The following is a 22,958-nucleotide window of genomic DNA, read 5'->3' as shown; positions in this document are numbered from 1 at the left end:
GATGAGCGCGGGAAGCGAGCGCCGCCACTGGCTCGCCCTCACCAGCCTGTGCGCGGGGTTCTTCATGCTGCTGCTGGACAGCACCGTCACCTCGGTCGCCCTGCCCGCGCTGGTCACCGGCCTGCACACCAGCGAGACCCTCGCCCTCTGGGTCAACAGCGGTTACCTCATCGCCTACGCCGTCCCCCTGATCATCGCGGGCCGGCTCGGGGACCGCTACGGTCACCGACGCGTCCACCTGATCGGGCTCGCGACCTTCACGCTCGGGTCGCTGCTGTGCGCACTGGCCACCACCGTCGAGGCGCTCATCGGCTGGCGCCTGGCGCAGGGCCTCGGTGCCGCGCTGATGACACCGCAGTGCCTGACCATCATCAAGGCCCTGTTCCGGCCACCGCGGCTCGCCGTCGCGCTCGGCGTCTGGGGTGCGGCCGGCGGCGCCGCGGTGGCCGCCGGACCACTGCTCGGCGGGCTGCTCGTCGGCATCGGCGGCTGGCCCGCGGTGTTCTGGGTCAACGTCCCGGTCGGTGTCGCCGTGATGATCGCCGTGGCCGTCTTCGTACCCGTCCTCCCCCGCCAACGGGCGGCCATCCCGATCTGGGCGATCTGCGCGAACGCGACCGGCCTCGGCGCGCTCGTCCTCGGCGTGCAGGGCACGGACGCCACGAGCGCCGACGTGTGGGGCGTCCCCCGCTGGCTGCTGGCCGTCGGCGGCGCGCTGCTCGTCGCCGCCGTCGTGCGGTGGCAGCGCGGCCACGGGACGCGGGCGCTCGTGCCGATCGACCTGCTGCGCAGCCGCGGGTTCGTCACCGCGGCCTGGGGCGGAGCCGCCGCGGCCTTCTGCTCCGGCTCGGCGATGATCCCGCTGATGCTCTACCTCCAGCGGGAACGCGGACTCGCTCCCGGCGCAGCGGCGCTCACCCTCGTACCGATGGGTGTGGTGTGCGTGCTCGGCGCCCCGGTCTCGGCCCGGCTGAACAACGGAGCCGGTGCGCGTGCCGTCGCCGTCGTCGGGTCGTCCGCACTCGTGCTGTCCATCGGGGCGTCGGCGGTGCTCGTCGCCACGGACGCGCCGATCGCCGCGCTGACCGCCGCCTTCGCCGTGTACGGAGTGGCCAACTCGTTCGTCTGGTCGCCCCTGTCGATCGCGGCGGTGACCTCGGTCGCGCCGGACCTGGTCGGGGCGGCGTCGGGAACCTTCAATGCCGTGAAGCAACTCGGCGCGGTGCTGGGCAGTGCGGTCTGTGCCGTGCTGCTGAGCGGATTCGGCTATACCGCAGCCCTCGGCGGACTGGCCGCCGTCGGGCTGGTCTGCTTCCTCGCCTCCCTGCTCCTCCGAGTCGACCACCCCGGGGCCACCTCCCGCGCGGCAGCCGCCGCCGGCCCCCGGCTACCCACAGGAGTCGCCTGATGAAGGCTGTCGCCGTCGTCGGAAATCCGAAGGCCGCCTCGCGCACCCGCGATGCCGCCGAACGCCTCGCCGAGGCCCTCGGACTGGACTGCGAGGTCCTCGAAGTCGGCTCGCTCGGGGCCGGCCTGCTCGGCTGGGGCGATCCGGGCGTCGCCGCGGCCGTCGAGCGGGTGCGGTCCGCGGACGTCGTGATCGCGGCCTCACCCACGTACAAGGGCACCTACACCGGTCTGCTCAAGGTCTTCCTCGACCAGTTCCCCACGGCGACGGGACTCGCCGGACAGGTGGCGCTGCCCCTCATGCTCGGTGCGGGGCCCGCGCACGCGCTCGCCCCCGAGCTCACCCTCAAACCGGTGCTCGTCGAACTCGGTGCGATCTGCCCCGCACAGGGCCTCTACCAGCTCGACTCCACGTACACGACGGACGACTCGCTGGCCCGCTGGCTGGAGCGGTGGGGCCGGACGGTGCTCGACATCGCGCGGACGAGGGGGACGCGATGACTCCGCTGGAGGGATTCACTTCCGATCCCGACGAGGTCACCAGCGCGTTCTCCGGTTTTCCGGCGGGAGTCGCCGCCCTGGCGGCCCGCGTTCACGACCAACCGACCGTCATGATCGTCTCGTCCTTCGCCGTCGGCGTCTCCCACCGGCCGCCCATGGTCTCGTTCGCCATCCAGCGCAGCTCGACGACCTGGCCGGAGCTGTCCGGCGCCGAGGCGATCGGAGTCTCCGTCCTCGGCGAGGAACACAGCGACAAGGCCCGACAGCTCGCCTCCCGCAGCAAGGAGGGCCGCTTCGTCGGCCTCGGCACGACGGAGGCCGCATCCGGCGCCATCTTCCTGGAGGGCGCGCCGATCCTGCTGGAGTGCGCGATCGAGCACACCTATCCGGCGGGCGATCACGACATCATCGTGTTGCGCGTCCTGGCCATGATGACCGACGACGAGCGCAATCCGGTGGTGTGGCACCGGCGGAGGCTGAAGCTGCTGGCCGGGTGAGACGGTGAACACCCCGGGTCGGACAGGATCCCGAGGGCGCAGTCGAACTCGTCCTGGATCCTGAGCCATTCGGCGAGCGGGTGGTGCCGGCTTTCGCTTTCTGTCTGCGCGAGCGCGCCCGGCGCAAGACAATGTCGGCTGTGCTGGCCGGAATGGGGCGGCGCGGGGGTAGCGTGCCGGTGGCAGAGGAGGCGCGGGCTCACCAGGACGGTGTGTTCGAGCGGGCGGGAAGGGGACGGGCCGGAGTGAGTGTCGACGTCGTCGATTCCCTGTACCCGAGCTGGTATCGCGTACCCGAGGCCAAGGCCCTCCCGGTGCCCGCGAGGCGACGCGCGGCCACGGAGGACGCGGCGCCGCAGGCCCGCACCCCGTACCACCGGCGCACGAGCGATGGCGGGAAGCCGCCGGTGGAACGCTGGAGCCGGCCCCCACGCACCACCGGGGTCCCCGAGCCGCCGCGCCTCCACACCCCCGGGGTACCGTTCGGCCTGGGCCGACACGATGGGGTGGCGCCGGTGCCGGACGTGTTGATCACGATCCGGATCAAGGACGTCTCGCACCGACGGGAGATGGGCATGACGCCGTCGAGCGTGCAGACTCGTCCGGCGGAGGCCGGACACAGGGTGGAGCCGCCGCGCCGCGAGTTATGTCAGCTCGGAGTCGTGGAGGACGAGGAGGGAGGGGATCGTGGCTGATACGCCTGCCGAGGTGCGTGCCGTCCACGGCACGGCACGGCACGAGGAACCCGCCACATACACGTCGGTTCCCGACCCGGACCCGATGCCCGCGACCTTCTCGTCGGATCCCGACCCGGATCCGCGCCTGCCGATGGATACCTCGCCCGCACGCGCAGAGCCGTTGACCCCGGACGAGGCGGCCCTCGCCCAGGTCGCCCTCACCCCCGAGGGCGCGGTCGCGGATGTACTCGCTCCGCTGGCCGGCGTCGATGCGTCCATGGCACCTCTCCAGCAGCCCCTGCCCCGCCAGTCGGACTCCGCGGCTCCCCGTCGTATCGACGAGCGGCTGCGCTTCGTGGGCTCGGCGACCAGGCGGATCGCCCGCGGCCTGGATCTGGAGGAGATCGTGACGGGGCTGGTCCGGGCCACCGTGCCGGCCTTCTGCGACTCGGTCCTGGTCTACCTGCGCGACCCGATGCCCGTCGGCGACGAACGCCCGCCCGACAACCTGGTGCTACGGCTGCACCGCGCCGAGAGCGCCACCCAGGAGAAGGTCGAGGCGGTGGTGCCCACCTCCGTGTCCGTGCCGGCGCCCTCCGCTCCCCTGCTGCGCGGTACCCACCGCGGCCCGGTGGCGCCCGGCGGTCCGCTCGCCGAGGTGCTGCGCGCGGTGCGCCCCGTGTTCACCGACACACCCGCGGCCCACGCCGCCCTGCCCGAACTCCTCGGCGAGGGCGACGAGTTCCCCGTACCCGCCGGGCAGCGCGCGATCCTGGCGCCGCTGCGCGGCCGACGCCGGGTGACCGGCGCCGCGCTCTTCGTGCGCCGCGCCGACCAGCCCTCGTACGAACACGAGGACCTCCTGGTCGCCGCCCAGCTCGCCACCCACACCGCGCTCGCCATCGACAAGGCCGTGCTCTACGGTCGCGAGGCGTTCATCGCCGACGAGTTGCAGCGCACGATGCTGCCGCAGACCCTGCCGACCAGCGCCGGTGTCCGCCTCGCCTTCCGCTATCTCCCCGCGGCCGAGACCGCACGGGTCGGCGGCGACTGGTACGACGCCATCCCGCTGCCCGGCAGCCGCATCGCCCTGGTGATCGGTGACGTCATGGGCCACTCCATGACCTCGGCCGCGGTGATGGGCCAACTGCGCACCACCGTCCAGACCTTGGCCGGCCTCGACCTGCCCCCGCAGGAGATCCTGCATCACCTCAACGAACAGACCCAACGAATGGGCACCGACCGCATGGCCACCTGCCTCTACGCGGTCTACGACCCCATCTCGCACCGCCTCACCATCGCCAACGCGGGCCACCCGCCGCCCCTGCTGCTCCACCCCGACGGCCACACCGAGGTACTGCAGGTCCCGCCGGGCGCCCCGATCGGCGTCGGCGGCGTCGACTTCGAGACCGTAGAAATTGAGGCGCCCGCCGGAGCGACCCTGCTCTTCTACACCGACGGCCTTGTCGAGTCCCGGCTGCGGGACGTGGTCACCGGCATCGAGCAACTGCGGGAGAAACTGACCGCGGCCGCGCAGGCGACCGGCCCGGGCAATCCGCCGTCCCTCGAAGCCCTGTGCGACGAGGCGCTCACCATGCCCGGTGCCGGCGACCGGGACGACGACATCGCGATGCTCGCCGCCCGCTTCGACGGCATCGCCGCCAACGACGTGGCCTACTGGCTCCTCGAACCCGAGGACACGGCTCCGGCCCGCGCCCGACGGCTCACCCGCCGCACCCTCGCCCGTTGGGGCATGGAGGAGCTCAGCGACTCCGTCGAACTGCTGGTCAGCGAGGTCGTCACGAACGCCGTCCGGTACACCACCCGCCCCATCACCCTGCGGCTGCTGCGCACCGACGTGCTGCGCTGCGAGGTCGGCGACGACGTGCCGCAGCTGCCGAGGCTCAGGCAGGCCGGGACCACCGACGAGAACGGACGCGGTCTGTATCTGGTGAACCGGCTCGCCAGGCGATGGGGCGCGACCCGCCTGAACACCGGCAAGATCGTCTGGTTCGAGTTCCCGCGCATCCAGCCCGCGTCCGCCGTCCCGTCAGGAGGGGCAACGGGCGACGACAGCTGAGGTGATCAGCTGTCGTCGGTGTGCGCCTGCCCGGACGCTCTTCCAGCCGGAGCGAAGCGGGCACCCCGTCCCGTCCGATCATCCGCTCAGGACGCCAGCCAGTCCCGGTAGTGGGTGGGGGCGATGCGGGCGTCGCTCGGCGCGGTCAGGACGTCGCCCTTGACGGCGCCGAACATGCCGGCGGTCTCGTCGACGACGACCTTGCGGTTGTCCCCCTTGGCCGCAAGAGCGATGCGGCCCACCTCGTCCAGGGTGAAGACATCGGGGCCACCGACGTTCACGACGCCGCCCACGGGCGCGCCCGCGGCGACGTCGGCGACCGTGGCCGCGACGTCGGCGGCGGCGATGGGCTGGATGGGGGTGCTGGGCAGCCGGACGGTGTCGTCGTCCGAGGTCCAGGACATGACCGCGCCCATGAACTCCATGAACTGGGTGGCCCGCACGATGGAGTACGGCACGCGGCCGGCCCTGAGCAGGTCCTCCTGGAGGACCTTCGCCCGGTAGTAGTCCAGCTCGGGCACCTCGTCGACGCCCACGATGGACAGGATCACCGCATGTCCGACGCCTGCCTTGCGGCTCGCCTCCAGCAGGTTGTCCATCGACGTCTGGAAGAACGCCGGGGAGGCCTCGTCGAAGGTCGGCGAGTTCGTGAGGTTGACGACCACCTCCGCGCCGGCGAGCGCTTCGTCGAGCCCCGCGCCCGTGATGACGTCCACACCCGTCGACAGGGCGTGCGGCGTCGCCTCATGGCCCTGCTCGTTCAGCCGGCTGACCACCTGTGAGCCAATCAGGCCCGTACCACCGACAACCGCGATCTTCATGACCGTTCCTTTCGTCACTTGTGCACCACCATGTCCAGACCGTAGGTCGGCTCGGATCACCTTGCAGCCGCAATACTCGGACATTTCCTATCCGGAACTATACTCGGACAGTAAGTGTCCGAGTCAAGCACCTGGGTAAGGTGATCAGCGTGAAAATGTCGGGTGGGGTCGAGTGGGCGCTGCACTGCTGTGTCGTGCTGACATCGGTGCGCGAGCCCGTGCCCGCCGCCCGCCTGGCCGAGCTGCACGACGTCTCCCCCACCTACCTCGCCAAGCAGCTCCAGGCCCTCTCCCGGGCCGGACTCGTCCACTCGACCCAGGGCAAGTCGGGGGGCTACGCACTCACCCGCTCCCCGGAACTGATCACCGTCCTCGAGGTGGTCGACGCCGTGGACGGTCCGAGCGCCGCCTTCGTCTGTACGGAGATCCGCCAGCGCGGCCCGATGGCCACCCCGGCCGAGGCCTGCACCACGCCCTGCGCGATCTCACGCGCCATGGCCACCGCCGAGGCCGCGCGCCGCGAGGCCCTCAGGACGATCACCATCGCCGACCTGGCGAACGACGTGGAGTCCGACTACGGCGCGGGCGCCCTGAACGGCATCGGCGCCTGGCTGCGCACGACGGGCGCCTGACCGTCGGTCGAGCACACGCACACTGCTCAGGTGCGGCCGGCCTCGTCGTGTACCAGGCCCGCGATGTGCGCGGTGACCGTGTCCAGGATGTCGGCCCAGGCCGATTCGTCGCCGAGGACAAGGTAGTTGAGGGTCAGGCCGTCGGTCATCGCGGCCAGATAGCGGGCCAACACGGAGACGGGGACCGCCAGTTGGAGGTCCATGCCGCTGCGCAGCTGGTCGATGAGTTCGGCGTAGGCGGCGCCGTACAGCTCGTACTGCCGGCGGGCCAGATGCTCGAACCCCGGCTCGCGCAGGGCGTATTGGGTGAGTTCGTAGGTGAGCATGTGCTCGTCGGGGTGGGCGCGGACGTGGTCCCAGTACGCCTGGAAGCCGGCGCGGACGGTTTCCACGAGCGTGGCCCTGGGGCGCAGGGCCTGCTTCACCACCCTCACCGAGTCGTCGGTGAGGGTGGTGATGACGGACTCGATCAGGGCCTGCTTGGAGTCGAAGCAGTAGTGGAAGACGCTCAGGGACACGCCCGCCTCGGCGGCGATGGACCGGGTCGTCGTCTTTCCGACGCCGTCCCGAGCCATCGCCCTGATCGCCGCTTCCGTCAGCTGTCTGCGTCGCTCGGCCGACGGCATGCGTGCCATGTGTGTCCTCGGTTGGGGTGACGTGGCTCAGGCGCTGTGGACGCCCACTTCGTAGAGCGAGTATCCCCAGTCGGTGCCGCGGTCGAGGCCGTGGACCCGCACGTAGCGGGCCGGGGTGCCGGTGAAGCGGGCGGTGTCCAGGCCGCCGTCTCCCGAGGTGGTGGACCAGGCGGTCTGCCAGGTGGTGCCATCGGTGGAGAGTTCGATGCGGTACGACTTCCCGTACGCGCGTTCCCAGTCCAGCGTGACCCGGCTGACCAGGTGGGTGGAGCCCAGGTCGACCTGCCACGACTGGTCGTCGCTCCAGTCGCTGGCCCAGCGCGAGTCGTCGTCACCGTCGACGGCCCGGCCCGGCTGGTAGCTGGTGAAGGGGTTGGACTCGGACGAACTGGCCGTGGCCGAGGCGCCGTTGGCCAGATTGACCGAAGCCTGGTGCTGTTCGGTCGCACCCCAGGTGCCGAGGTAGGTCTCGGCGCCGCGGAACAGGTCGTTCACCACGTCCTGGCCGCCGACGAGTCGGATATCCTCGATCCAGTCGGGGATCAGGCCGACATGGGCCGCGCCGTCGGTGTTGAGGTCGAAGGTGCGTGAGCCGGTGGTCTGCTTGTCGATGACGGAGCCGCCGTCGACGCTTCTGAAGGGGTACGTCACCTTGTTCGTGGCGTCGGCGCCGCGCGGGGCGGGGTGGTCGCCGATGCCGTTGAAGTCGGTGCCGAAGCCGTAGCCCACGTCGTACTTGTCGCGCAGCGCGTCCGTCCGCGCCGCCTCCGCGGCGAACCCTTCCGAGCCGTGCATGTACTGGGCGACGAACCCGCCGAGCGAGTAGACGCGCTCGGTCCAGTTCAGGTCCATCCAGCTGTGCGAGGAGATGACGCCGGGGTAGGAGGCGGCCTCGAAGATGTCCAGCGCCTGGCCGACGGCCTTGACGCTCATGTGGTCGATCTCCAGCATCATCTTGCGTTTCATCATGCCCTGCACGGCGTACTCGCCGAGGCTGGTGAGCCCTCTGGTGTTGCACTGGGCGTCGTCGGCGTACGAGGGGACGGCCACGCCGGCCGGCAGGTCGTCCTCCGCCGCGGAGGCGGCGGTGCCGATGGGGTTGTCGTGCTGCGGGCCCTTGCACGTCTCCGTCTGCCAGAAGGTGCCGGTCGACAGGAACTGCCCGACGTTGATGGCCGTTCCGAGGCCGCCCTCGTCGAAGCGGACGCCGCACAGCGCGTTGTCGAACTTGTGGCACAGGAACATCGAGCGCACACCGAGCGCGTACAGCTCGTCCAGTCCCTTGTCGATGTCGGCCTTGCTGCACTGCCCGATGTCGAGGATCTGCTTGCAGCCGAACGGCTCGGAGGTCTCGACGCCCAGGATCACCGCCAACTTGCCCTGCTCGATGACCTGTCGGGCCTGCGCGCTGTCGGTGACGATCCGGAACCAGCCCTTGCCGGTGCCGCCGTACTGCGCGTCGATGTAGGCCTGCAGCTGGTAAGTCAGCTTCGCCTGCAGCCGGATCGACGTCATCTCGTCGCAACTGCGGTCCTTGAAGGGGTAGACCGAGCAGATCATGCCGTTGGTGACGAGGTCGTTTACCAGCACCCGCTGCCCGCCGCGCCAGGCCCGCTCGACCCAGGCGTAGTAGTTGGCCTGATGGGTCATCGAGTCGTACGCCGGCCAGTCCTTGAACGTGGGCCAGCCGACCGGGTCGTGCTTGCCGTCGCCGCCGTGGGTGATGTAGTCGAAGATCGCGAGCGTGCCGTCGGGGTAGTGCTCGGGGCAGTCCTTGAGCGCGTCGGCGACTCCGGCCTCGGAGAACACCTTGCCGCAGATCAGCCGCCCGCCGAAGGCCTCGTTGCCGAACAGGTGGTTGTGCGCGTCGACGAACCCCTGTACGTCACCTGCCGAGTTGGTGCCGGTGAAGGGTTCGCCGGTGACGTTGATCTGGGCGTCCGGGGTGGGCGGTGAGGTCGGGATCCACCAGTCGTTGCCGGCCGCCGAACTCGGCGTGGGGCCAAGGGCCATGGCCAGGAAGAGGAGCAGCAGCGACACCACGGTGACGTGCTTGCGTCTGCGGTGCGAACGGGCGATCAGCGTCACGGCCACGTCCCTCGGTCGGTGGGATGGCGAGGTTGACCAACCCATGAGGTTGTCATGACCTGCGCAAGATATGGCTTGAGGATCGGGGCGGGCGCCTTCCGAGTCAAGAGTCCGGGACGCTTGACCTGATAACTGTGTGATGCCTTGCGGCAGTTGGAAGATTGCGACTGTGACGCTCAGCCGCTGCCGTCGAGGTCGTAACCCGGCGGAACCGCGTCCTCGGGCTCGGGCTCGGGCTCGGGCTCGGGCTCGGCAGGTTCCAGCGCCGGGCGAGCCCGGCCGGTGAGCGCACGGACCACTGCGCGCACACCACGGAGGATGCCGAGGAGCACGAGCTCCACGACGATGAGGACGATCCAGCCGATGGCCAGGAGAACGACCGCGAACACGAGCATCTTGTCGGAGTCCGACATCCCCTCACCCCCTCGCACAGACAGATTCTCCCCCAGGAATTGCCCCGTGGAGTCGAGCAGTAAAGTGATCGTCATCGAACCTGCCCCGCCCCCCGGCGCGATGGAGTTGCCATGACGACCGACCCCCAGCCGCCCCCGTCGATCGACACCAGCAAGGCGCATCCCGCGCGGGTCTACGACTGGTTGCTGGGCGGCAAGGACAACTACCCGGTGGACGAGGCCGTGGGCGAGAAGCTGCCGCCCGAGGCGAAGGACGCGGCCCGACAGAACCGGCAGTTCATGCACCGGGCGGCGGCCTGGCTGGCCGCGCAGGACGTCGACCAGTTCCTGGACATCGGCACGGGGATCCCCACCGAGCCCAATCTCCACCAGGTCGTCCAGGACATCGTGCCGACGGCGAAGGTCGTCTACGCCGACAACGACCCGATCGTCCTGCGGCACGCCGAGGCCCTGCTGGTCAGCCGTACCGAGGGGGAAACCGACTACATCGAGGCCGATGTGCGCCGGCCGGAGCTGATCGTCGAACACGCCCGGCGCATACTGGACTTCGACCGCCCCATCGCCCTGTCGCTGATTGCGCTGATGCACTTCGTCCCCGACGAGCAGGACGCCCACGGCCTGGTCCGCAACCTGGTCGCCACGCTGCCTGTCGGCAGCTATCTGGTGCTGTCGCACGCCGCGTCCGACCTGTATCCGGAACTCGCCGCGCAGGTCACCGCCGAGTACGCCAAGGGCGGCATCAAGCTCGGCTTCCGCACCCGGCCGGAGGTGGAGCGCTTCTTCGACGGCCTCGCCCTCGTCCCTCCGGGGCTGGTGACGGCGACGGAGTGGGACCCGTCGGCCTCCTCGACGTCGGAGCCGGAAGGCAGCGGGATCTACGCGGGAGTGGCCCGCGTCATCGGCTGACGGCGACCCAGCCGACACCGAGCACAAGGACACACGACGGCGAAGAGCGAGCCGCCGACCACCCGAACGAGCGCGAAAGCGCCGGGTGATCGGCGGCTCGCTGCCGTGTGATCAGCGGCTCGTTGCCGGGCGGCCGCGTCGCGTATCGGAGCTGAGACGCCAACTCCGTTTCACCCCTTGACGCGTATGGTTCAGACCTTTAACTTCTCCTGCATGCGTTGTTCACGAATGAACTTTGTGTTCAGCTACGTGAACAAGCGCCGCTCGGCTCGCCTTCTTCCCCCACCTCGTCGAAAGGCACGCCCATGATCCGTCCCAAAGTCCGGGCCGGCATGACCCTCACGGCCGTCATCGGCACCCTCGTCGTCCTGAGCACCGGCACGGCCGGCGCCGCCGACCCCACCAAAGCCCCCGGCGGCAACTTCGACCTCGGGATATGGCAGCTCCAGGAGCCCGTCGGCTCCCCGGGCTCGCCGACCACCATCTCCTCGGCCCGCCTCCAGGGCGCGAGCGGGTTCCAGGACTCGTACTTCTACACCGACACGCGTGACGGAGCGATGACCTTCTGGGCGCCCGAGAAGGGCGTCACGACCCCCAACTCCAACTACGCGCGCTCCGAACTGCGGGAGATGAACCGCAGCGGCAGCGCCGCCAACTGGTCGCTGAGCGGAAGCCACAAGCTGAGCGCCACGCTGCGCGTCGTGTCGGTGACGTCCAACGTGTGCGTCGGCCAGATCCACCTCGGCACCGGCGGCACCTCCACCAAGCCCCTCGTGGAGCTGTACTACCACTCCAACGGCGACATCGTCCTCGGCACGGAGAACTCCCCCTCCGGCGGCCAGACCGCGCACACCGTCGGCCATGTCGCCATCGGCAAGACCTGGACGTACTCCATCGCCGTCTCCGGCGGGAACACCGTCGACCTCACGGTCAACGGCTCCACCACGCACTACTCGATCCCGTCGTCCTTCTTCCCCTACAAGCAGTACTTCAAGGCCGGTTCCTACAACCAGTCGTCCTCCGACAGCACCACCAAGGGCGCGCGCGTCGCCTTCTACGGGCTGACGGTCGCCCACAGCTGACACTTCCGACGAAGTGTCACCAAGCGATGGCCAAGGGGTTACCGTTTACCCCAACTCATCTCCCGGCAGGCCCAGTTGACCTCCCATGGCGCTACGGTCGGCCATCGGTCCCGAGGGGAGGGACCGTTGGCCGAATGCGCTGGGGGTAAGCGTGAGAGGACGTGGACCCGTCCTGTCCGCGGCAGCGGTGACTCTGCTGTTGGCCGGATGCACGAACGGACAGGCGGACGAGGACGCGACGCGAGAGAGCGATACGAGCGCGGCCGGGGGGAGCAGTGCGAGCCCTTCGCCGTCGGCGACGACGCTCAACGAGCCGTACACGCTCGCCGAGGCCGACGCGCCGAAGACCCGCACCGAGGCGACGGCCTTCGTCCGTGGACTGACCGTGCGGCCGGACTACTTCGGTTCCGGATACCGCAAACGTGACCCGTACGAGGCCGGCCCCTTCACCTGGGCGGTGCTGGGCGACGACTGTCTGTGGCGGCGCGAGGCGATCCCGAACACCGTCCTCGCGAGCCTCACGCGGTCCTTCATACGACCGGGCACGGGCGGCGAGGGCGCGGTGTACGTGTCCCTCACCGTGACCGTGCACACCTCCACGCGCGAAGCCCGCCGGGACATGGCGATGTCCCTGGAGGAGCCGTTGCGCTGCCCGCAGCAGCGGCTGAACGCGACGGACGTGGTGCAGGACATGACCTCACGGGGTGACCCGTTCGGCGAGCAGCGGACGGGCACCTCGGACGACGACCTCTCCGAGTACGGCCAGTACGTCGTGGACGGCGCCGGGAAGGCACGGCGCTTCGACTGGTACAAGCACCGGCTCGGCCCGGTGACGGTGGCCGCGACCGTGCGGCATCCCGCCGGCGCGAAGGAGACGGAACAGACGACGGTGACCGAGGCGGCGTTGGGGGGCGTCGACTTCGTGACGGCCGACGTTGACCGTATCGGCAAGAGCGAGGACGGGACCGACGCCGACGCGTCCGGCGAGGCGAAGGGATCGGGCGATGAGTGAGGCGCTGCGTCCGTCCGACCCGTCCTCGGTCGGGGGTTTCAGGTTGCTGCGCCGACTCGGTGCCGGCGGCATGGGGATGGTCTACCTGGGCCGTTCCGAGGCGGGTGCGTTGGCCGCCGTGAAGGTGATCCGCGCGGAGAGCGCGGCCGACGACGGCTTCCGCGCCCGGTTCGCGCGGGAGGCGGAGCTCGCGGGCCGCGTCGACAGCCCCTGGGTGGTTCCGGTGCTCGGCGCGGACGCCACCGCCCACGATCCATGGCTGGCGACCGGTTTCGTGGCCGGACCCTCGCTCGCGGAAGCGGTCGGCGAGCACGGACCGCTGCCCGAGTCCGCCGTACGCGTGCTGGGTTCGCTCCTCGGTGAGGCGCTGGCCGCCGTGCACGCGGCGGGCCTGGTGCACCGCGATGTGAAGCCGGGCAACGTCCTGCTGGCCGTGAACGGCCCCCGCCTTATCGACTTCGGCATCGCGCGGGCCGCCGACGACACGGCCCTGACCGCCTCGGGCATGGTGGTCGGCACCCCGGGCTTCCTCGCGCCCGAACAGGCGCGCGGCGAGGACGCCTCGCCCGCGAGCGACGTCTTCGCGCTGGGCTGCGTACTGGCCTACGCCGCCACCGGGCGCCCCCCGTTCGGCACGGGCACCCCGGACGCGCTGCTGTACCGCACCGTCCACGACGACCCCGATCTCGGCGGCGTCACCGGTGAGTTGCGCGAAACACTGGACGCCTGCCTGGCCAGTGAGCCCGAACTCCGGCCGAGCCCCGAGGAGTTACGGCTGCGGCTCGCCGCGGACGTCCCCGAGTCCCCTTCCGCCTGGCTGCCCGACCCGGTCGCCCGTACCGTCGCGACCCGCTCGGCGGAGAGCCTCGCCCTGCCGGACATCGAGCCCACGGTGGTGGACGACCCCGAACAGCCACAGCCATCGCACACGTCCCGCCGGCGCCTGCTGGTGGTCGGGGGCGCGCTGCTGCTGGCGGGCGGCGGCACCGGGGCGGCGGTGTGGGCGTCGGGGAGGGACGACGACGGCAAGCAGAACAAGGCGGCCACCCGGCCCTCGTACGTGCTCGGAGTACAGGTCAGCCGCACCGGCGACAGGACCGCGGTGAGCCGGGCCTGCGAGCGGGCCGCGCGGCTCGCCGTCGCCGAGCACAACGCCACCGCCGGCCGCGCCTTCGACCTGCGGGTGCGGGTGCTCGACGACCGCGGCGAGCTCGACCGGGCCACCGAGGTCGCCCACCAACTCGCCGCAGACAAGGACGTGGTGGCGGTGCTGGGACCGGTCACCGAGCTGACGATGCGCTCCGCCTCGCGCGTCTACGCGGCGGCGAAGCTGACCAACGTCTCCAGCGCGACCGGGCAGAACGACTACTACATCTGGTCCCCGACCGTCACCTTCCAGACCGGTGCGGCCGAGCCGGCGCAGGGCACCGGGATCGCGCTGCAGGCGCTCTTCGCCGGGAAGACGGGCCGCCGGCTCGGCGTCGTCATCGACAGGTCCGGCGGGTCCGTCATGCACGACCAGGGCAGCATCCTCGTCGTCCAGTGGCGGAGCGCCCTCAAAGGTCAGGTGGTGCCGCGCATCGTCGCCGAGGACACCGACGACGCACCGGGCGCGGTGAGTTACGTACTCTCGCAGGGCGTCGACGACTTCGCGTACCTCGGACCGCTGGACGCGACGGTCCGTGCGGCACGGCAGGTGTCCGCGACCGGCTTCACGGGTTCACGGTGGATGTCGCACCTCCTGTACGGGACCGACTTCCCGAAGCTGGCGGGGGCGGCGAGCGAGGGCTGGCTCCTCGTGACGTCCGTCGTCGACCCCACTGCGCTCAAGACCAAGGAGGCCGAACGCTTCACCGCCGCCTGGCGCAAGCGCTTCGGCGACGCCCCGGATCCGTACGGCACGGAAGCCTACGACAGCGTCCGCATGGTGCTGCGGGAGTTCGCTCGTACCGTGCCCTCCGGGGGCGGGCGTCCCAACCGGGTCTCGCTCGCCACGCGGCTGCACAAAGCCACGTACCACGGCATCTCGCACACGTACTCCTTCAGCGACTACAACCAGTTCGCGACCACCAGCCAGAACATGGGAGCGGAGACCTACGTCCACCAGGTCCATGACGGGCGATTCCAGCAGGTGGGTCCGGTCATGCCGAAGCAGGAGACGGAGTAGGGGTTTTGGAGCGGCTCCTGCCCTCCGACCCGGCCTCCGTCGGCGGGCACCGGCTCGTGGGGCGGCTCGGGGCCGGCGGTATGGGCGTGGTCTATCTGGCGCGCTCGCCGCACGGTGCCTGGGTCGCGCTGAAGGTGATCCGCGAGGAGTACGCCGAGGACCCCGGCTTCCTGGCGCGGTTCCGCCGTGAGACGGAGCTGGCGTCCCGGCTGTCGAGCCGGTGGACCGTGCCCGTCCTCACGGCCGACGCGGACGCCCGCTCGCCCTGGCTGGCCACCGCCTACGTGCCGGGCCTGCCCCTCTCCGAGGCTCTCGGGCTCCGCGGGCCATGGCCGTCGGCCCAGGTCCGCGCGCTCGGCGCCGCACTCGCCGCCGCGCTGGACGACGTACACCGGGCCGGGCTCGTCCACCGTGACGTGAAGCCGGCGAACGTGCTGCTCGCCGCCGACGGGCCCCGCCTGATCGACTTCGGCATCGCCCGGGCCGTGGGCGCGACGGCCCTCACCACGGACGGCTCGGTCATCGGCTCCCCCGGCTACCTCTCCCCCGAACAGGCACGCGGTACGCCGGTCGGAGCACCCAGTGACGTCTTCTCCCTGGGCTGCGTACTGGCCCACACCGCCACCGGGCGGCCCCCGTTCGGCACCGGGGGCGCCGCGACCGTGCTGTACCGGACCGTGAACGAAGAGCCGGACCTGACCGGACTACCCCACGAACTCGACGTGACGCTGCGGGCCTGTCTCGCGAAGGAGTCGTCCGCGCGGCCTACCGTGGCCCAACTGCGGGCGTCCTTCGGCGAGTTCAGCACGCACTCATGGCTGCCGGAGGGACTGCCCGCACTGGTCGCGGACCGCGCCGCGACCGTCCTCGACCTGCCGGTACCCGAGCCCACGGCCCTGTCCTTCGCCGACTCCCCTCCCACGGACGCCCCGCCCTCGCCGTCCCGCCGGCGGCTGCTCGTCGCGTCGGCCGCGGTCGGCGTCAGTGCGATCGGCGGCGGCACGGCCTGGTGGCGCTGGGGGCGGTCCGGTACGCCGCCCGGCGCCGGGAAGCCCACCCTTCCGCGCCGCGTGATCGGCCTGCTGGGCGATCTGTCGACCGCCGAGGTCCGGTCTCAGCAACTCGGGGCACAGCTCGCGGTGGCCCAGCACAACGCGCGCGCCGACCGGGCCTTCGACCTGGCGCTGCGTGCCGTCGACGACGGAGGTACGGCGGCCGGTTCCGCCGCCGGCGCCGCCAGGTTCGTCGCCGACACCGACGTGCACGCGGTGATCGGCGCGGGCGGCAACGCGGCCGTGCCCGCCGCGGTACCGGTGTGCACCGAGGCCGGGCTGACCCTGCTGGTGACCCGCGCCGACACCGAAGACCTCACCGCCGTCAACGCGACCAGCGCCCTTGTCCTGCGCTCCACCCGCACCTCCGGTCCCGGCTCCGTGCTGCGCTATCTCAACCGGGTCATCAAGCCCACCCGCAGCGTCGTCGTCCACGACCTCACCGACGACGAGGAGACCCTCCCCATCGTCCGCATGGTCACCGTGTACGGCAAACTCGACGGCACGGTGGACCAGTTGGACGTGGCCGCCGCCGACGACTTCACCGCCGTCGCCCAGAACGTCGCCTCCCACTCGTACGACGCCATGATCTTCGCCGGCGCCACCCCGGCCCGCGCCGCCGCCTGTGCCCGGGCTCTGAACGACGCGGGGTACCGAGGCGTACGGGGAGCCGACGAGCACATCCTGTCCACGCCCTTCCTCAAAGCGGGCGACGGCTGGTGGATCAGCACGGGCTACTGCGCCGCGGCCACGGACCCCCGCACCCGGTCCTTCGCCACCGCCTACCGCGCGCGCCACCGCACCGCACCACCGCCATGGGCCGCCGAGGCGTACGACGCCGTCCGCTACGCCGCCCATGGCCTCGCCGCCCAGGAAGGCACCGGGCGCGAATCGCTGCGCGCCGAACTCCTGCGCGCGCCCTGGCAGGGCATCACCCGCCGGTTCAGCTACGAGAGCCAGTCCCAGTATCTGCAGACCGACAAGGACGGCGGCTGGTTCCTGTACCAAGTCGCGGACGGCAGACTGCGGTTCGCCGCACGCCACGACGACATCCGCAAGGGCGTGTGACACCACCGAACCCCTGGCGCCCGCCGCTCAGTCCATTCCCGTCATCAGTTCGGCGAAGGACCGGGCGGCGGCCGGAGAGGTGAAGAGACGGTCGAGCCGAGCACGGGCCAGATTGCGCTCGAAGGGTCCGCAGCGGCTGTCGTCCCCGGCGTCATGGACGGTCCGGGTCAGCCAGTGGGAGAACTCCTGGTCGTTCCAGACCCGGCGCAGACACCGCTCCGAGTAGCCGCGCAGGGCGCTTTCGTCGCCGTCCCGAACGAAGTCCGCCACCGCTCGCGCGAAGACATCGGCGTCGTAAAGAGCGAGGTTCATACCCTTGCCGCCCATCGGGGAGACGATGTGCGCCGCGTCGCCGACGAGGAAGAGACGGCCGTACTGCATCGGGTCGTGGACCAGGCTGCGGAGCCGGAAGATCTCCCGGTCGGTGATCGGCCCGGAGCCGAGGACGGGGTCGCCGAGCCGGGTACGCAGGGCGTCCCAGACACGCTCGTCGGACCAGGCCTCGGGATCGTCGTCGGGCGGGCACTGAAGGTAGTAGCGACTGGTGTACGGGCCTCGGGGGAAGTGCGCGGCGAAGCCCTGCTCGCTGATGGCCAGCAGCGGATACGTCGGTGGCGGCGCGTCGGCGAGAACGGTGAGCCAGCCGATGTCGTGGTCGAAGGCGTGCGCGGTGAGGACGCCGTCGGGTACGGCGGTACGGCTGATGCCGTGATCCCCGTCGCAACCGGCGACGAAGGCGCAACTGATGCTCCGGAGGCCGCCGTCGGCGGTGCGGTACCGGACGGTCGGGCGCTCGCCGGTCAGGTCGTTGAGGGAGATGTCGGCGGCCTCGAAGCGCAGGTCGCCACCGTCAGCGAGGAACGTGTCCGTGAGCTTCTGGACCAGGACCTGTTGCGGGCAGATGCGAGCGCCAAGGCCTTCGGACCCGTCACCGTCGGAGACGAGGTGGCTCTCGCCGTCCACCCGGAATTCCAGGATCCCTTCGGACGGGACGCCGCCGAGGACCCGGTCGGCCAGCCCCCAGGCGTCGAACATCCGCACCGCACGGGTCTCGACGATCCCGGCACGCTGGCGTTGCGCCACGTGATCGCGGGTCTGACGCTCCAGGACGACACAGTCGACACCGCTGCGCCGCAACAGGTTGCCGACCGTCAGCCCGGCCGGTCCCGCGCCGATCACCACGACGGTCGTGGACTCCGACGCCTCACCCAACTCCCCTGCCGTTTCGGCCACTTGACCACCCCCTGTGGCAGGGTAGCGGCATTCCACGCGGAGCAGGGTGAAGGCCATCTGTGCGGGCGGCGGCGAGTCCCGGAACGCCCCGTCAGTGACTGCGTCGGGTGTTGAGCCGGGCGGCCTGGCGCGTCAGGTGGGCGCGTTCGGCGAGGTTGGGTGCCTTGTGGGCCGCCTCGGCGTACAGCCGCGCCGCCAACTCCAGGTCGCCGTCGCGTTCATGGAGGTGGGCCGCCACCGCGGTGTGGCGGGGCAGTGAGTCGTCCAGTGCCGTGAGGGCTGCCAGGCCGGCGCGCGGGCCGTCGGCCTCGCCGACGGCGACCGCGCGGTTGAGCCGGACGACCGGGTTGTCGGTCAGGCCCGCGAGTTCGTCGTACCACTCGACGATCTGCACCCAGTCGGTCTCCTCGGCGGTGGGCGCGTCGGCGTGGAGTGCCGCGATCGCGGCCTGCGCCTGGAACTCGCCCAACCGGTCGCGGGCGAGGGCGACTTGGAGGATCGCGACGCCCTCGGCGATCGCCGAGGTGTCCCACCGGCCGCGGTCCTGCTCGGCGAGCGGTACGAGGCTGCCGTCCGGCGCGGTACGAGCCGTACGCCGGGCGTGATGGAGCAGCATGAGGGCGAGCAGTCCCGCCACCTCGGGGTGGTCGATCGAGGCGGCGAGTTGCCGGGTGAGCCGGATGGCCTCGGCGGCGAGGTCGACGTCGCCGGAGTAGCCCTCGTTGAAGACCAGGTAGAGGACGCGCAGCACGGTCGCGACGTCGCCGGGCTGGTCGAAGCGCACGAGGGAGACGGTGCGTTTGGCCCGGCTGATGCGCTGGGCCATCGTCGCCTCCGGCACCAGGTAGGCCTGGGCGATCTGCCGGGTGGTGAGCCCGCCGACGGCGCGCAGCGTGAGCGCGACCGCCGACGACGGGGTCAGCGACGGGTGAGCGCACAGGAAGTACAGCTGGAGCGTGTCGTCCGTCGCCGGTGCGGGCCCGGGCTCCGGTTCCTCCTCGACGAGGCCCTCACGCCGGCGGCGGGCGGTGTCCGCCCGGGTCGCGTCGAGGAACTTGCGCCAGGCGACGGTGACCAGCCAGCCCTTCGCATCGCGCGGCGGGTCGGCGGGCCACACGCGGACCGCCTCGATGAGCGCGTCCTGCACGGCGTCCTCGGCCGCGACGAAGTCGGCTCCGCGGCGGACGAGGACGCCGAGCACACCCGGCGTGAGGCTCCGCAGCAGGCTCTCGTTCACTTCCAGGGGCAATCCGTGAGCGTGGGCTGCGCGTCGTAGAGCGGACGCAGCTCCAACCACTCGTGGATCGGCCGGCCACCCGCGCCGGGGGCGGCCGACAGTTCCCCCGCCAGCTCGACGGCACGCTCGTAGCTGTCCACGTCGATGATCATCCAGCCGGCGATGAGGTCCTTGGTCTCCGCGAACGGCCCGTCGGTGACCGGCGGACGCCCCTCGCCGCCGTACTGGACGAACGTGCCCTCCGGAGCCAGCGCCTGGCTGTCGACCAACTCGCCGCCCTTCTCCAGCCGGGCCGCGAAGTCGCTCATGTACTGCACGTGCGCCGAGATCTCCTCGGGCGTCCACTGGTCCATGGGCACGTCGTTGACCGATGCCGGGGCACCTCGGTAGTGCTTCAGCAGCAGGTACTTGGCCATCGTGGTTCTCCTCCGTACTGGTGCCACCCATTGTGGACGCGTTCACTGCGGGGACGGAGCCGGGCAGGGGTTCTCGACATCGCCGTCCAAGTTTTCTGTCTCCCTGTGATCACCGGAGTACCCGTGCCGGCGGTCGTCAGCAGTGGATCACCGAGCGAGCGGAGAAGTTCCCGCGGCGCCGGCCGGTCTCAGCGGAACGCTGCGATATTGCGGGCGGCCCAGTCGGCGAACGGGCGAGGGGCGCGGCCGAGTACCCGCTCGACGTCCGGGCTGATGCGCAGCTCGGCCGGGCTCGGGGAACCGAGGATGGTCAGGGTGTCCTCGGCGAGTTCCGCCGGCATGCTCTGGGACATGGCGGCCTTGGCCTCGTCGCGGGTGAGGTCGTGGAACCGTACCGGCGAGCCCAGCGCGGCGGCGATGGCCTCCGCCTGCCCGCGTGGCGTGATCACCTCCGGACCGGTCAACTCGTACACGGAGCCGGTGTGTTGGCCGTCCAGCAGACAGGCCGCCGCGACCTCGGCGATGTCCGCCGGGTCGATGATCGGCACCCCGATGTCACCGAAGGGTGCGGCTACGATCCCTCGCTCGCGGATGGATTCGGCCCACCACAGGGCGTTGGAGGCGAAGCCGCCCGGCCGCAGGACGGCCCACTCCAGGCCGGACTCCCGCAGCACGTCCTCCAGCGCGCGCATCGCGATCCGCGTCTCGCCGAAGGGCCTGGTCGCCACGCCTTGTGTGGAGAGCAGGACGACCCGGCGGACCCCTGCGGCGTCGGCCGCGCCGATGATGTCGGCCGGGCTGGCTCCGGCGGCGTGCAGGTCGCCGGAGAGCAGCAGGAACAGCGCTTTCGCTCCGGCCAGCGCGGGCTCAAGGCCGGCCGGCTCCGCCAGGTCGGCAACCAGGTGGCGGACGCCGTCCGGCACCGCCGCCGTGTGCCGTGACACCGCCGTCACCTGCCGGCCCGCCTCGGCCAAGGCGAGCGTCAACGGCCTGCCGATATTCCCGGTAGCTCCGGTCACCACGATCATGTTCAGCTCCTTGTCGCCTGTTTGCTGTGGCCTGCACGCTAGGAGTAGGGCTAACTTTCAGTAAGGGCATACCTCGGAGTAAGCTCCTCACGTGACGGAAGGCGTGCAGCACAGACGGGCCGAGACGGCCGAGCGGTATGAGGTGTTTCACACGGACTGCCTCGCACGCGATGTGGTCGACCACGTGACCAGCAGGTGGGGCATCTGGGTGTTGATCTCCTTGCGGAGCAACAGCCTCAGGTTCTACGAGCTGCGCGAGAGCATCCAGGGCATCAGCGAGAAGATGCTCGCCCAGACCCTGCGCGCACTGGTCCAGGACGGCCTGATCTGGCGGGAGGTCGAGCCGACGACGCCGCCCCAAGTCACCTACGGGCTGACCGAGTTCGGCCGGGACGTCGGCGAGCCGCTGAAGGAACTGTTCGACCGGATCACACGGCGACTGCCGCCGCGCGACGCGGAATGACGTGGCGAGCCCGGTCGATCCGATCTCCTACGTACGCAGGTCACGCAGCCAACCATCGACGGCCGCCAAGTCCGTGTCGGTGAGGCCGACGGTGGAATCGACGCGGTGGAGGAGGGCGTGCCCCCGATGGTGCGTCGACACCCACGCCCGGTCGAGATCGGTGATCTCGTCGTCGACCCAGACGAACGGGCGTCCTGCCGCGGCTCGGAACAAGGGCTCGCGTCTTCCAGTGCGGAACGCCGGCCTCGTTCTCCTCAGGCGCCTTTGGCAGACCGGCCACCGGAAGCTCCGGCAGCCCGAGCAGCGGACCGATCACTTCATTGGCGTCGTCCATCCATGCGGTGGCCCATGTCAGTACGCAGGGCAACGCCAGCAGACGCGGACCGTGGGCAAGGTCGATCTTGACCAGGTGAGGATTCGACGTGCGCTGCCAGGCCTGCCATCCCTCGGGGGTCGACGGAAGTCGTACTCCGTCATAGGGCAGGAGCGTTCCGTCGACGTCCAGGAAGAGCAGCGGGCGCTCCGCGCGGTCGGTCATGGCCACACGGTAGCGACTCCTCACCCCGGCGGCTTGCGCACCATGAACACGTCCACCGGGTCCTCGGTCTCGACGGTGAACCCGTGGCGCTCGTACAACCGCCGTGCCGGACTGCCCTGCAGGACGTTCAGTCGGACCAGGACACCGTCGCGGTCGCACCGCTCCAGCAGGACGCTCAGCACTCCCGAACCGATGCCGCTGCCCTGGAGATGCAGGGCCAGGTAGAAGTGCTCCAGCCAGTGGGCGTCCTCGGCCGGTCGCAGGGCCACGCAGCCGGCGAAGGCGCCGGCCACCTCGATCGTCCAGGTGTGTGTCGGGTCGAAGCCGTCTCGGAGTCGCTGCCGTACCCGCTGCTCGTCGTAGCGTCCGAGCCGTTCCAGATCCGCCCGCATCACGACGGCACGCAGCTCGGCCACTTCCTCGACGTCCGACGCCTGCGCCGGCCGAATACTCCAGTCCGCCATGATCGGCACGCTACCGCCCCGGGTTTCCGGCCGGACCCCTTCCACTGAGATCCGAATCCACGGCGGCGCGGTAGAAGTCCAGGTGACCGCGACGCACACGTGGATCAACACAAGCCCGCATGGCGATCTTTACTCCTGCTTGACGGCTGCCATACCTCGTACTTAACCGGTCTCAATAGTGTCCTGGGGTTGGCATGTGCACAGAGTGAAGTACCGGGGGTGGGGCGACATGTCGGACCTGAAGAAGCAGGCGACGTCCATGCACAAGGCGGCGTCCGGGCTGCGGGCGGTGGGGCATCACACCGCGAAGCCGTTGCAGGAGTTCAAGGCGCAGTCCGATGACCTGTCGGCGCTGGGCGCGCTCGGCTCGCTGCTCAGCGCGACGGACGAGATACGCGAAGGGATGACCACCCTGGCCAAGCTGGCCAAGGACCTGGACCAGGAGTGGCAGGCGGAGGCCGAACTGATCGTCGAGGTCTCCGACGCCTTCGACCTGCTGGACGTGCTGATCGCGGCCGAGGCACAGGCCAAGAAGGGCTGA

At 70.7% G+C, this 22,958-nt stretch carries 22 protein-coding genes and 1 pseudogene; 13 read left to right on the top strand and 10 right to left on the bottom strand.

Annotation, left to right across the window (positions count from 1 at the left end; all coding sequences use genetic code 11):
- The first annotated feature begins 1 nt into the window (after window position 1).
- The 5 genes from M2283_RS07415 (at window position 2) to M2283_RS07395 (ending at window position 5,162) form a co-directional block, all read left to right on the top strand.
- A complete protein-coding gene (locus tag M2283_RS07415) occupies window positions 2–1,408 on the top strand; it encodes an MFS transporter (RefSeq protein WP_280875278.1) in 1,407 nt (468 codons plus the stop codon).
- Window positions 1,408–1,908 (top strand): NADPH-dependent FMN reductase, encoded by a 501-nt coding sequence (locus M2283_RS07410; protein ID WP_280875277.1) that lies wholly within the window; start codon window positions 1,408–1,410, stop codon window positions 1,906–1,908. The genes M2283_RS07415 and M2283_RS07410 overlap by 1 nt, the downstream gene beginning before the upstream one ends.
- Complete coding sequence (locus M2283_RS07405) at window positions 1,905–2,405, top strand: flavin reductase family protein (RefSeq protein ID WP_280875276.1); 501 nt, start codon at window positions 1,905–1,907, stop codon at window positions 2,403–2,405. The genes M2283_RS07410 and M2283_RS07405 overlap by 4 nt, the downstream gene beginning before the upstream one ends.
- Window positions 2,406–2,650: 245 nt before the next feature.
- Window positions 2,651–3,100 (top strand): hypothetical protein, encoded by a 450-nt coding sequence (locus M2283_RS07400; RefSeq protein WP_280875275.1) that lies wholly within the window; start codon window positions 2,651–2,653, stop codon window positions 3,098–3,100.
- The gene (locus M2283_RS07395) at window positions 3,093–5,162 is read left to right on the top strand and encodes a SpoIIE family protein phosphatase (protein ID WP_348538896.1); all 2,070 of its coding nucleotides are present in this window, start codon (window positions 3,093–3,095) and stop codon (window positions 5,160–5,162) included. Before M2283_RS07400 ends, M2283_RS07395 begins: the two co-directional genes overlap by 8 nt.
- Before the next feature lie 86 nt (window positions 5,163–5,248).
- Here the strand turns inward: M2283_RS07395 and M2283_RS07390 are convergent, their stop codons facing one another.
- Window positions 5,249–5,983 (bottom strand): SDR family oxidoreductase, encoded by a 735-nt coding sequence (locus tag M2283_RS07390; RefSeq protein WP_280875274.1) that lies wholly within the window; start codon window positions 5,981–5,983, stop codon window positions 5,249–5,251.
- Between the two features lie 155 nt (window positions 5,984–6,138).
- Between M2283_RS07390 and M2283_RS07385 the strand changes: the two genes are divergently transcribed.
- On the top strand, window positions 6,139–6,615 hold the full coding sequence (locus M2283_RS07385) for an RrF2 family transcriptional regulator (RefSeq protein WP_280875572.1): 477 nt from the start codon (window positions 6,139–6,141) through the stop codon (window positions 6,613–6,615).
- A gap of 26 nt (window positions 6,616–6,641) precedes the next feature.
- Here M2283_RS07385 and M2283_RS07380 read toward each other — a convergent pair whose 3' ends face one another.
- The 3 genes from M2283_RS07380 to M2283_RS07370 form a co-directional block, all read right to left on the bottom strand.
- A complete protein-coding gene (locus tag M2283_RS07380) occupies window positions 6,642–7,250 on the bottom strand; it encodes a TetR/AcrR family transcriptional regulator (protein WP_280875273.1) in 609 nt (202 codons plus the stop codon).
- A 27-nt stretch (window positions 7,251–7,277) separates the two neighbouring features.
- The gene (locus M2283_RS07375; RefSeq protein ID WP_432423039.1) at window positions 7,278–9,263 is read right to left on the bottom strand and encodes a discoidin domain-containing protein; all 1,986 of its coding nucleotides are present in this window, start codon (window positions 9,261–9,263) and stop codon (window positions 7,278–7,280) included.
- A 251-nt stretch (window positions 9,264–9,514) separates the two neighbouring features.
- Entirely contained in the window at window positions 9,515–9,751 is a 237-nt protein-coding gene (locus tag M2283_RS07370) for a hypothetical protein (protein ID WP_280875271.1), read from the bottom strand.
- A 111-nt stretch (window positions 9,752–9,862) separates the two neighbouring features.
- On the opposite strand from M2283_RS07370, the gene M2283_RS07365 reads away from it, so the two are divergent.
- The 5 genes from M2283_RS07365 to M2283_RS07345 all read left to right on the top strand — a co-directional run bounded on the left by M2283_RS07365 (window position 9,863) and on the right by M2283_RS07345 (window position 17,038).
- Window positions 9,863–10,657, top strand: coding sequence for an SAM-dependent methyltransferase (locus M2283_RS07365; RefSeq protein WP_280875270.1), 795 nt, complete (start codon window positions 9,863–9,865; stop codon window positions 10,655–10,657).
- Between the two features lie 305 nt (window positions 10,658–10,962).
- The gene (locus M2283_RS07360; protein WP_280875269.1) at window positions 10,963–11,739 is read left to right on the top strand and encodes a polysaccharide lyase family 7 protein; all 777 of its coding nucleotides are present in this window, start codon (window positions 10,963–10,965) and stop codon (window positions 11,737–11,739) included.
- 151 nt (window positions 11,740–11,890) lie between these two features.
- A complete protein-coding gene (locus M2283_RS07355) occupies window positions 11,891–12,751 on the top strand; it encodes a hypothetical protein (protein WP_280875268.1) in 861 nt (286 codons plus the stop codon).
- On the top strand, window positions 12,744–14,918 hold the full coding sequence (locus M2283_RS07350; RefSeq protein ID WP_280875267.1) for a bifunctional serine/threonine-protein kinase/ABC transporter substrate-binding protein: 2,175 nt from the start codon (window positions 12,744–12,746) through the stop codon (window positions 14,916–14,918). The genes M2283_RS07355 and M2283_RS07350 overlap by 8 nt, the downstream gene beginning before the upstream one ends.
- A 5-nt stretch (window positions 14,919–14,923) precedes the next feature.
- On the top strand, window positions 14,924–17,038 hold the full coding sequence (locus tag M2283_RS07345) for a bifunctional serine/threonine-protein kinase/ABC transporter substrate-binding protein (protein ID WP_280875266.1): 2,115 nt from the start codon (window positions 14,924–14,926) through the stop codon (window positions 17,036–17,038).
- 27 nt (window positions 17,039–17,065) lie between these two features.
- Here the strand turns inward: M2283_RS07345 and M2283_RS07340 are convergent, their stop codons facing one another.
- From M2283_RS07340 to M2283_RS07325, 4 genes are all read right to left on the bottom strand, one after another.
- A complete protein-coding gene (locus M2283_RS07340) occupies window positions 17,066–18,271 on the bottom strand; it encodes a 4-hydroxybenzoate 3-monooxygenase (protein WP_280875265.1) in 1,206 nt (401 codons plus the stop codon).
- A gap of 91 nt (window positions 18,272–18,362) precedes the next feature.
- Window positions 18,363–19,508 (bottom strand): RNA polymerase sigma factor, encoded by a 1,146-nt coding sequence (locus tag M2283_RS07335; protein WP_280875571.1) that lies wholly within the window; start codon window positions 19,506–19,508, stop codon window positions 18,363–18,365.
- The gene (locus M2283_RS07330) at window positions 19,505–19,924 is read right to left on the bottom strand and encodes a YciI family protein (RefSeq protein WP_280875264.1); all 420 of its coding nucleotides are present in this window, start codon (window positions 19,922–19,924) and stop codon (window positions 19,505–19,507) included. Before M2283_RS07330 ends, M2283_RS07335 begins: the two co-directional genes overlap by 4 nt.
- Before the next feature lie 188 nt (window positions 19,925–20,112).
- Window positions 20,113–20,952, bottom strand: a complete 840-nt coding sequence (locus M2283_RS07325; protein ID WP_280875263.1) for an SDR family oxidoreductase — start codon at window positions 20,950–20,952, stop codon at window positions 20,113–20,115.
- 91 nt (window positions 20,953–21,043) lie between these two features.
- Here M2283_RS07325 and M2283_RS07320 point away from each other — a divergent pair, with 91 nt between their 5' ends.
- On the top strand, window positions 21,044–21,415 hold the full coding sequence (locus M2283_RS07320) for a winged helix-turn-helix transcriptional regulator (protein WP_280875262.1): 372 nt from the start codon (window positions 21,044–21,046) through the stop codon (window positions 21,413–21,415).
- A 27-nt stretch (window positions 21,416–21,442) separates the two neighbouring features.
- On the opposite strand, the pseudogene M2283_RS07315 reads toward M2283_RS07320, so the two are convergent.
- Together M2283_RS07315 and M2283_RS07310 are read right to left on the bottom strand one after the other, a co-directional pair.
- Window positions 21,443–21,953: pseudogene (locus tag M2283_RS07315) on the bottom strand (hypothetical protein).
- A 20-nt stretch (window positions 21,954–21,973) separates the two neighbouring features.
- Complete coding sequence (locus M2283_RS07310; RefSeq protein WP_280875261.1) at window positions 21,974–22,417, bottom strand: GNAT family N-acetyltransferase; 444 nt, start codon at window positions 22,415–22,417, stop codon at window positions 21,974–21,976.
- Window positions 22,418–22,646: 229 nt separating this feature from the next.
- On the opposite strand from M2283_RS07310, the gene M2283_RS07305 reads away from it, so the two are divergent.
- Window positions 22,647–22,958, top strand: coding sequence for a hypothetical protein (locus tag M2283_RS07305; protein ID WP_280875260.1), 312 nt, complete (start codon window positions 22,647–22,649; stop codon window positions 22,956–22,958).

Origin of the sequence: Streptomyces pseudovenezuelae (assembly GCF_029892565.1) — a bacterium.
Classification (GTDB): Bacteria; Actinomycetota; Actinomycetes; order Streptomycetales; family Streptomycetaceae; genus Streptomyces; species Streptomyces pseudovenezuelae_A.
Note: the sequence above shows the minus strand (reverse complement) of the source record. Positions and strands in the feature narration are given on the sequence as shown.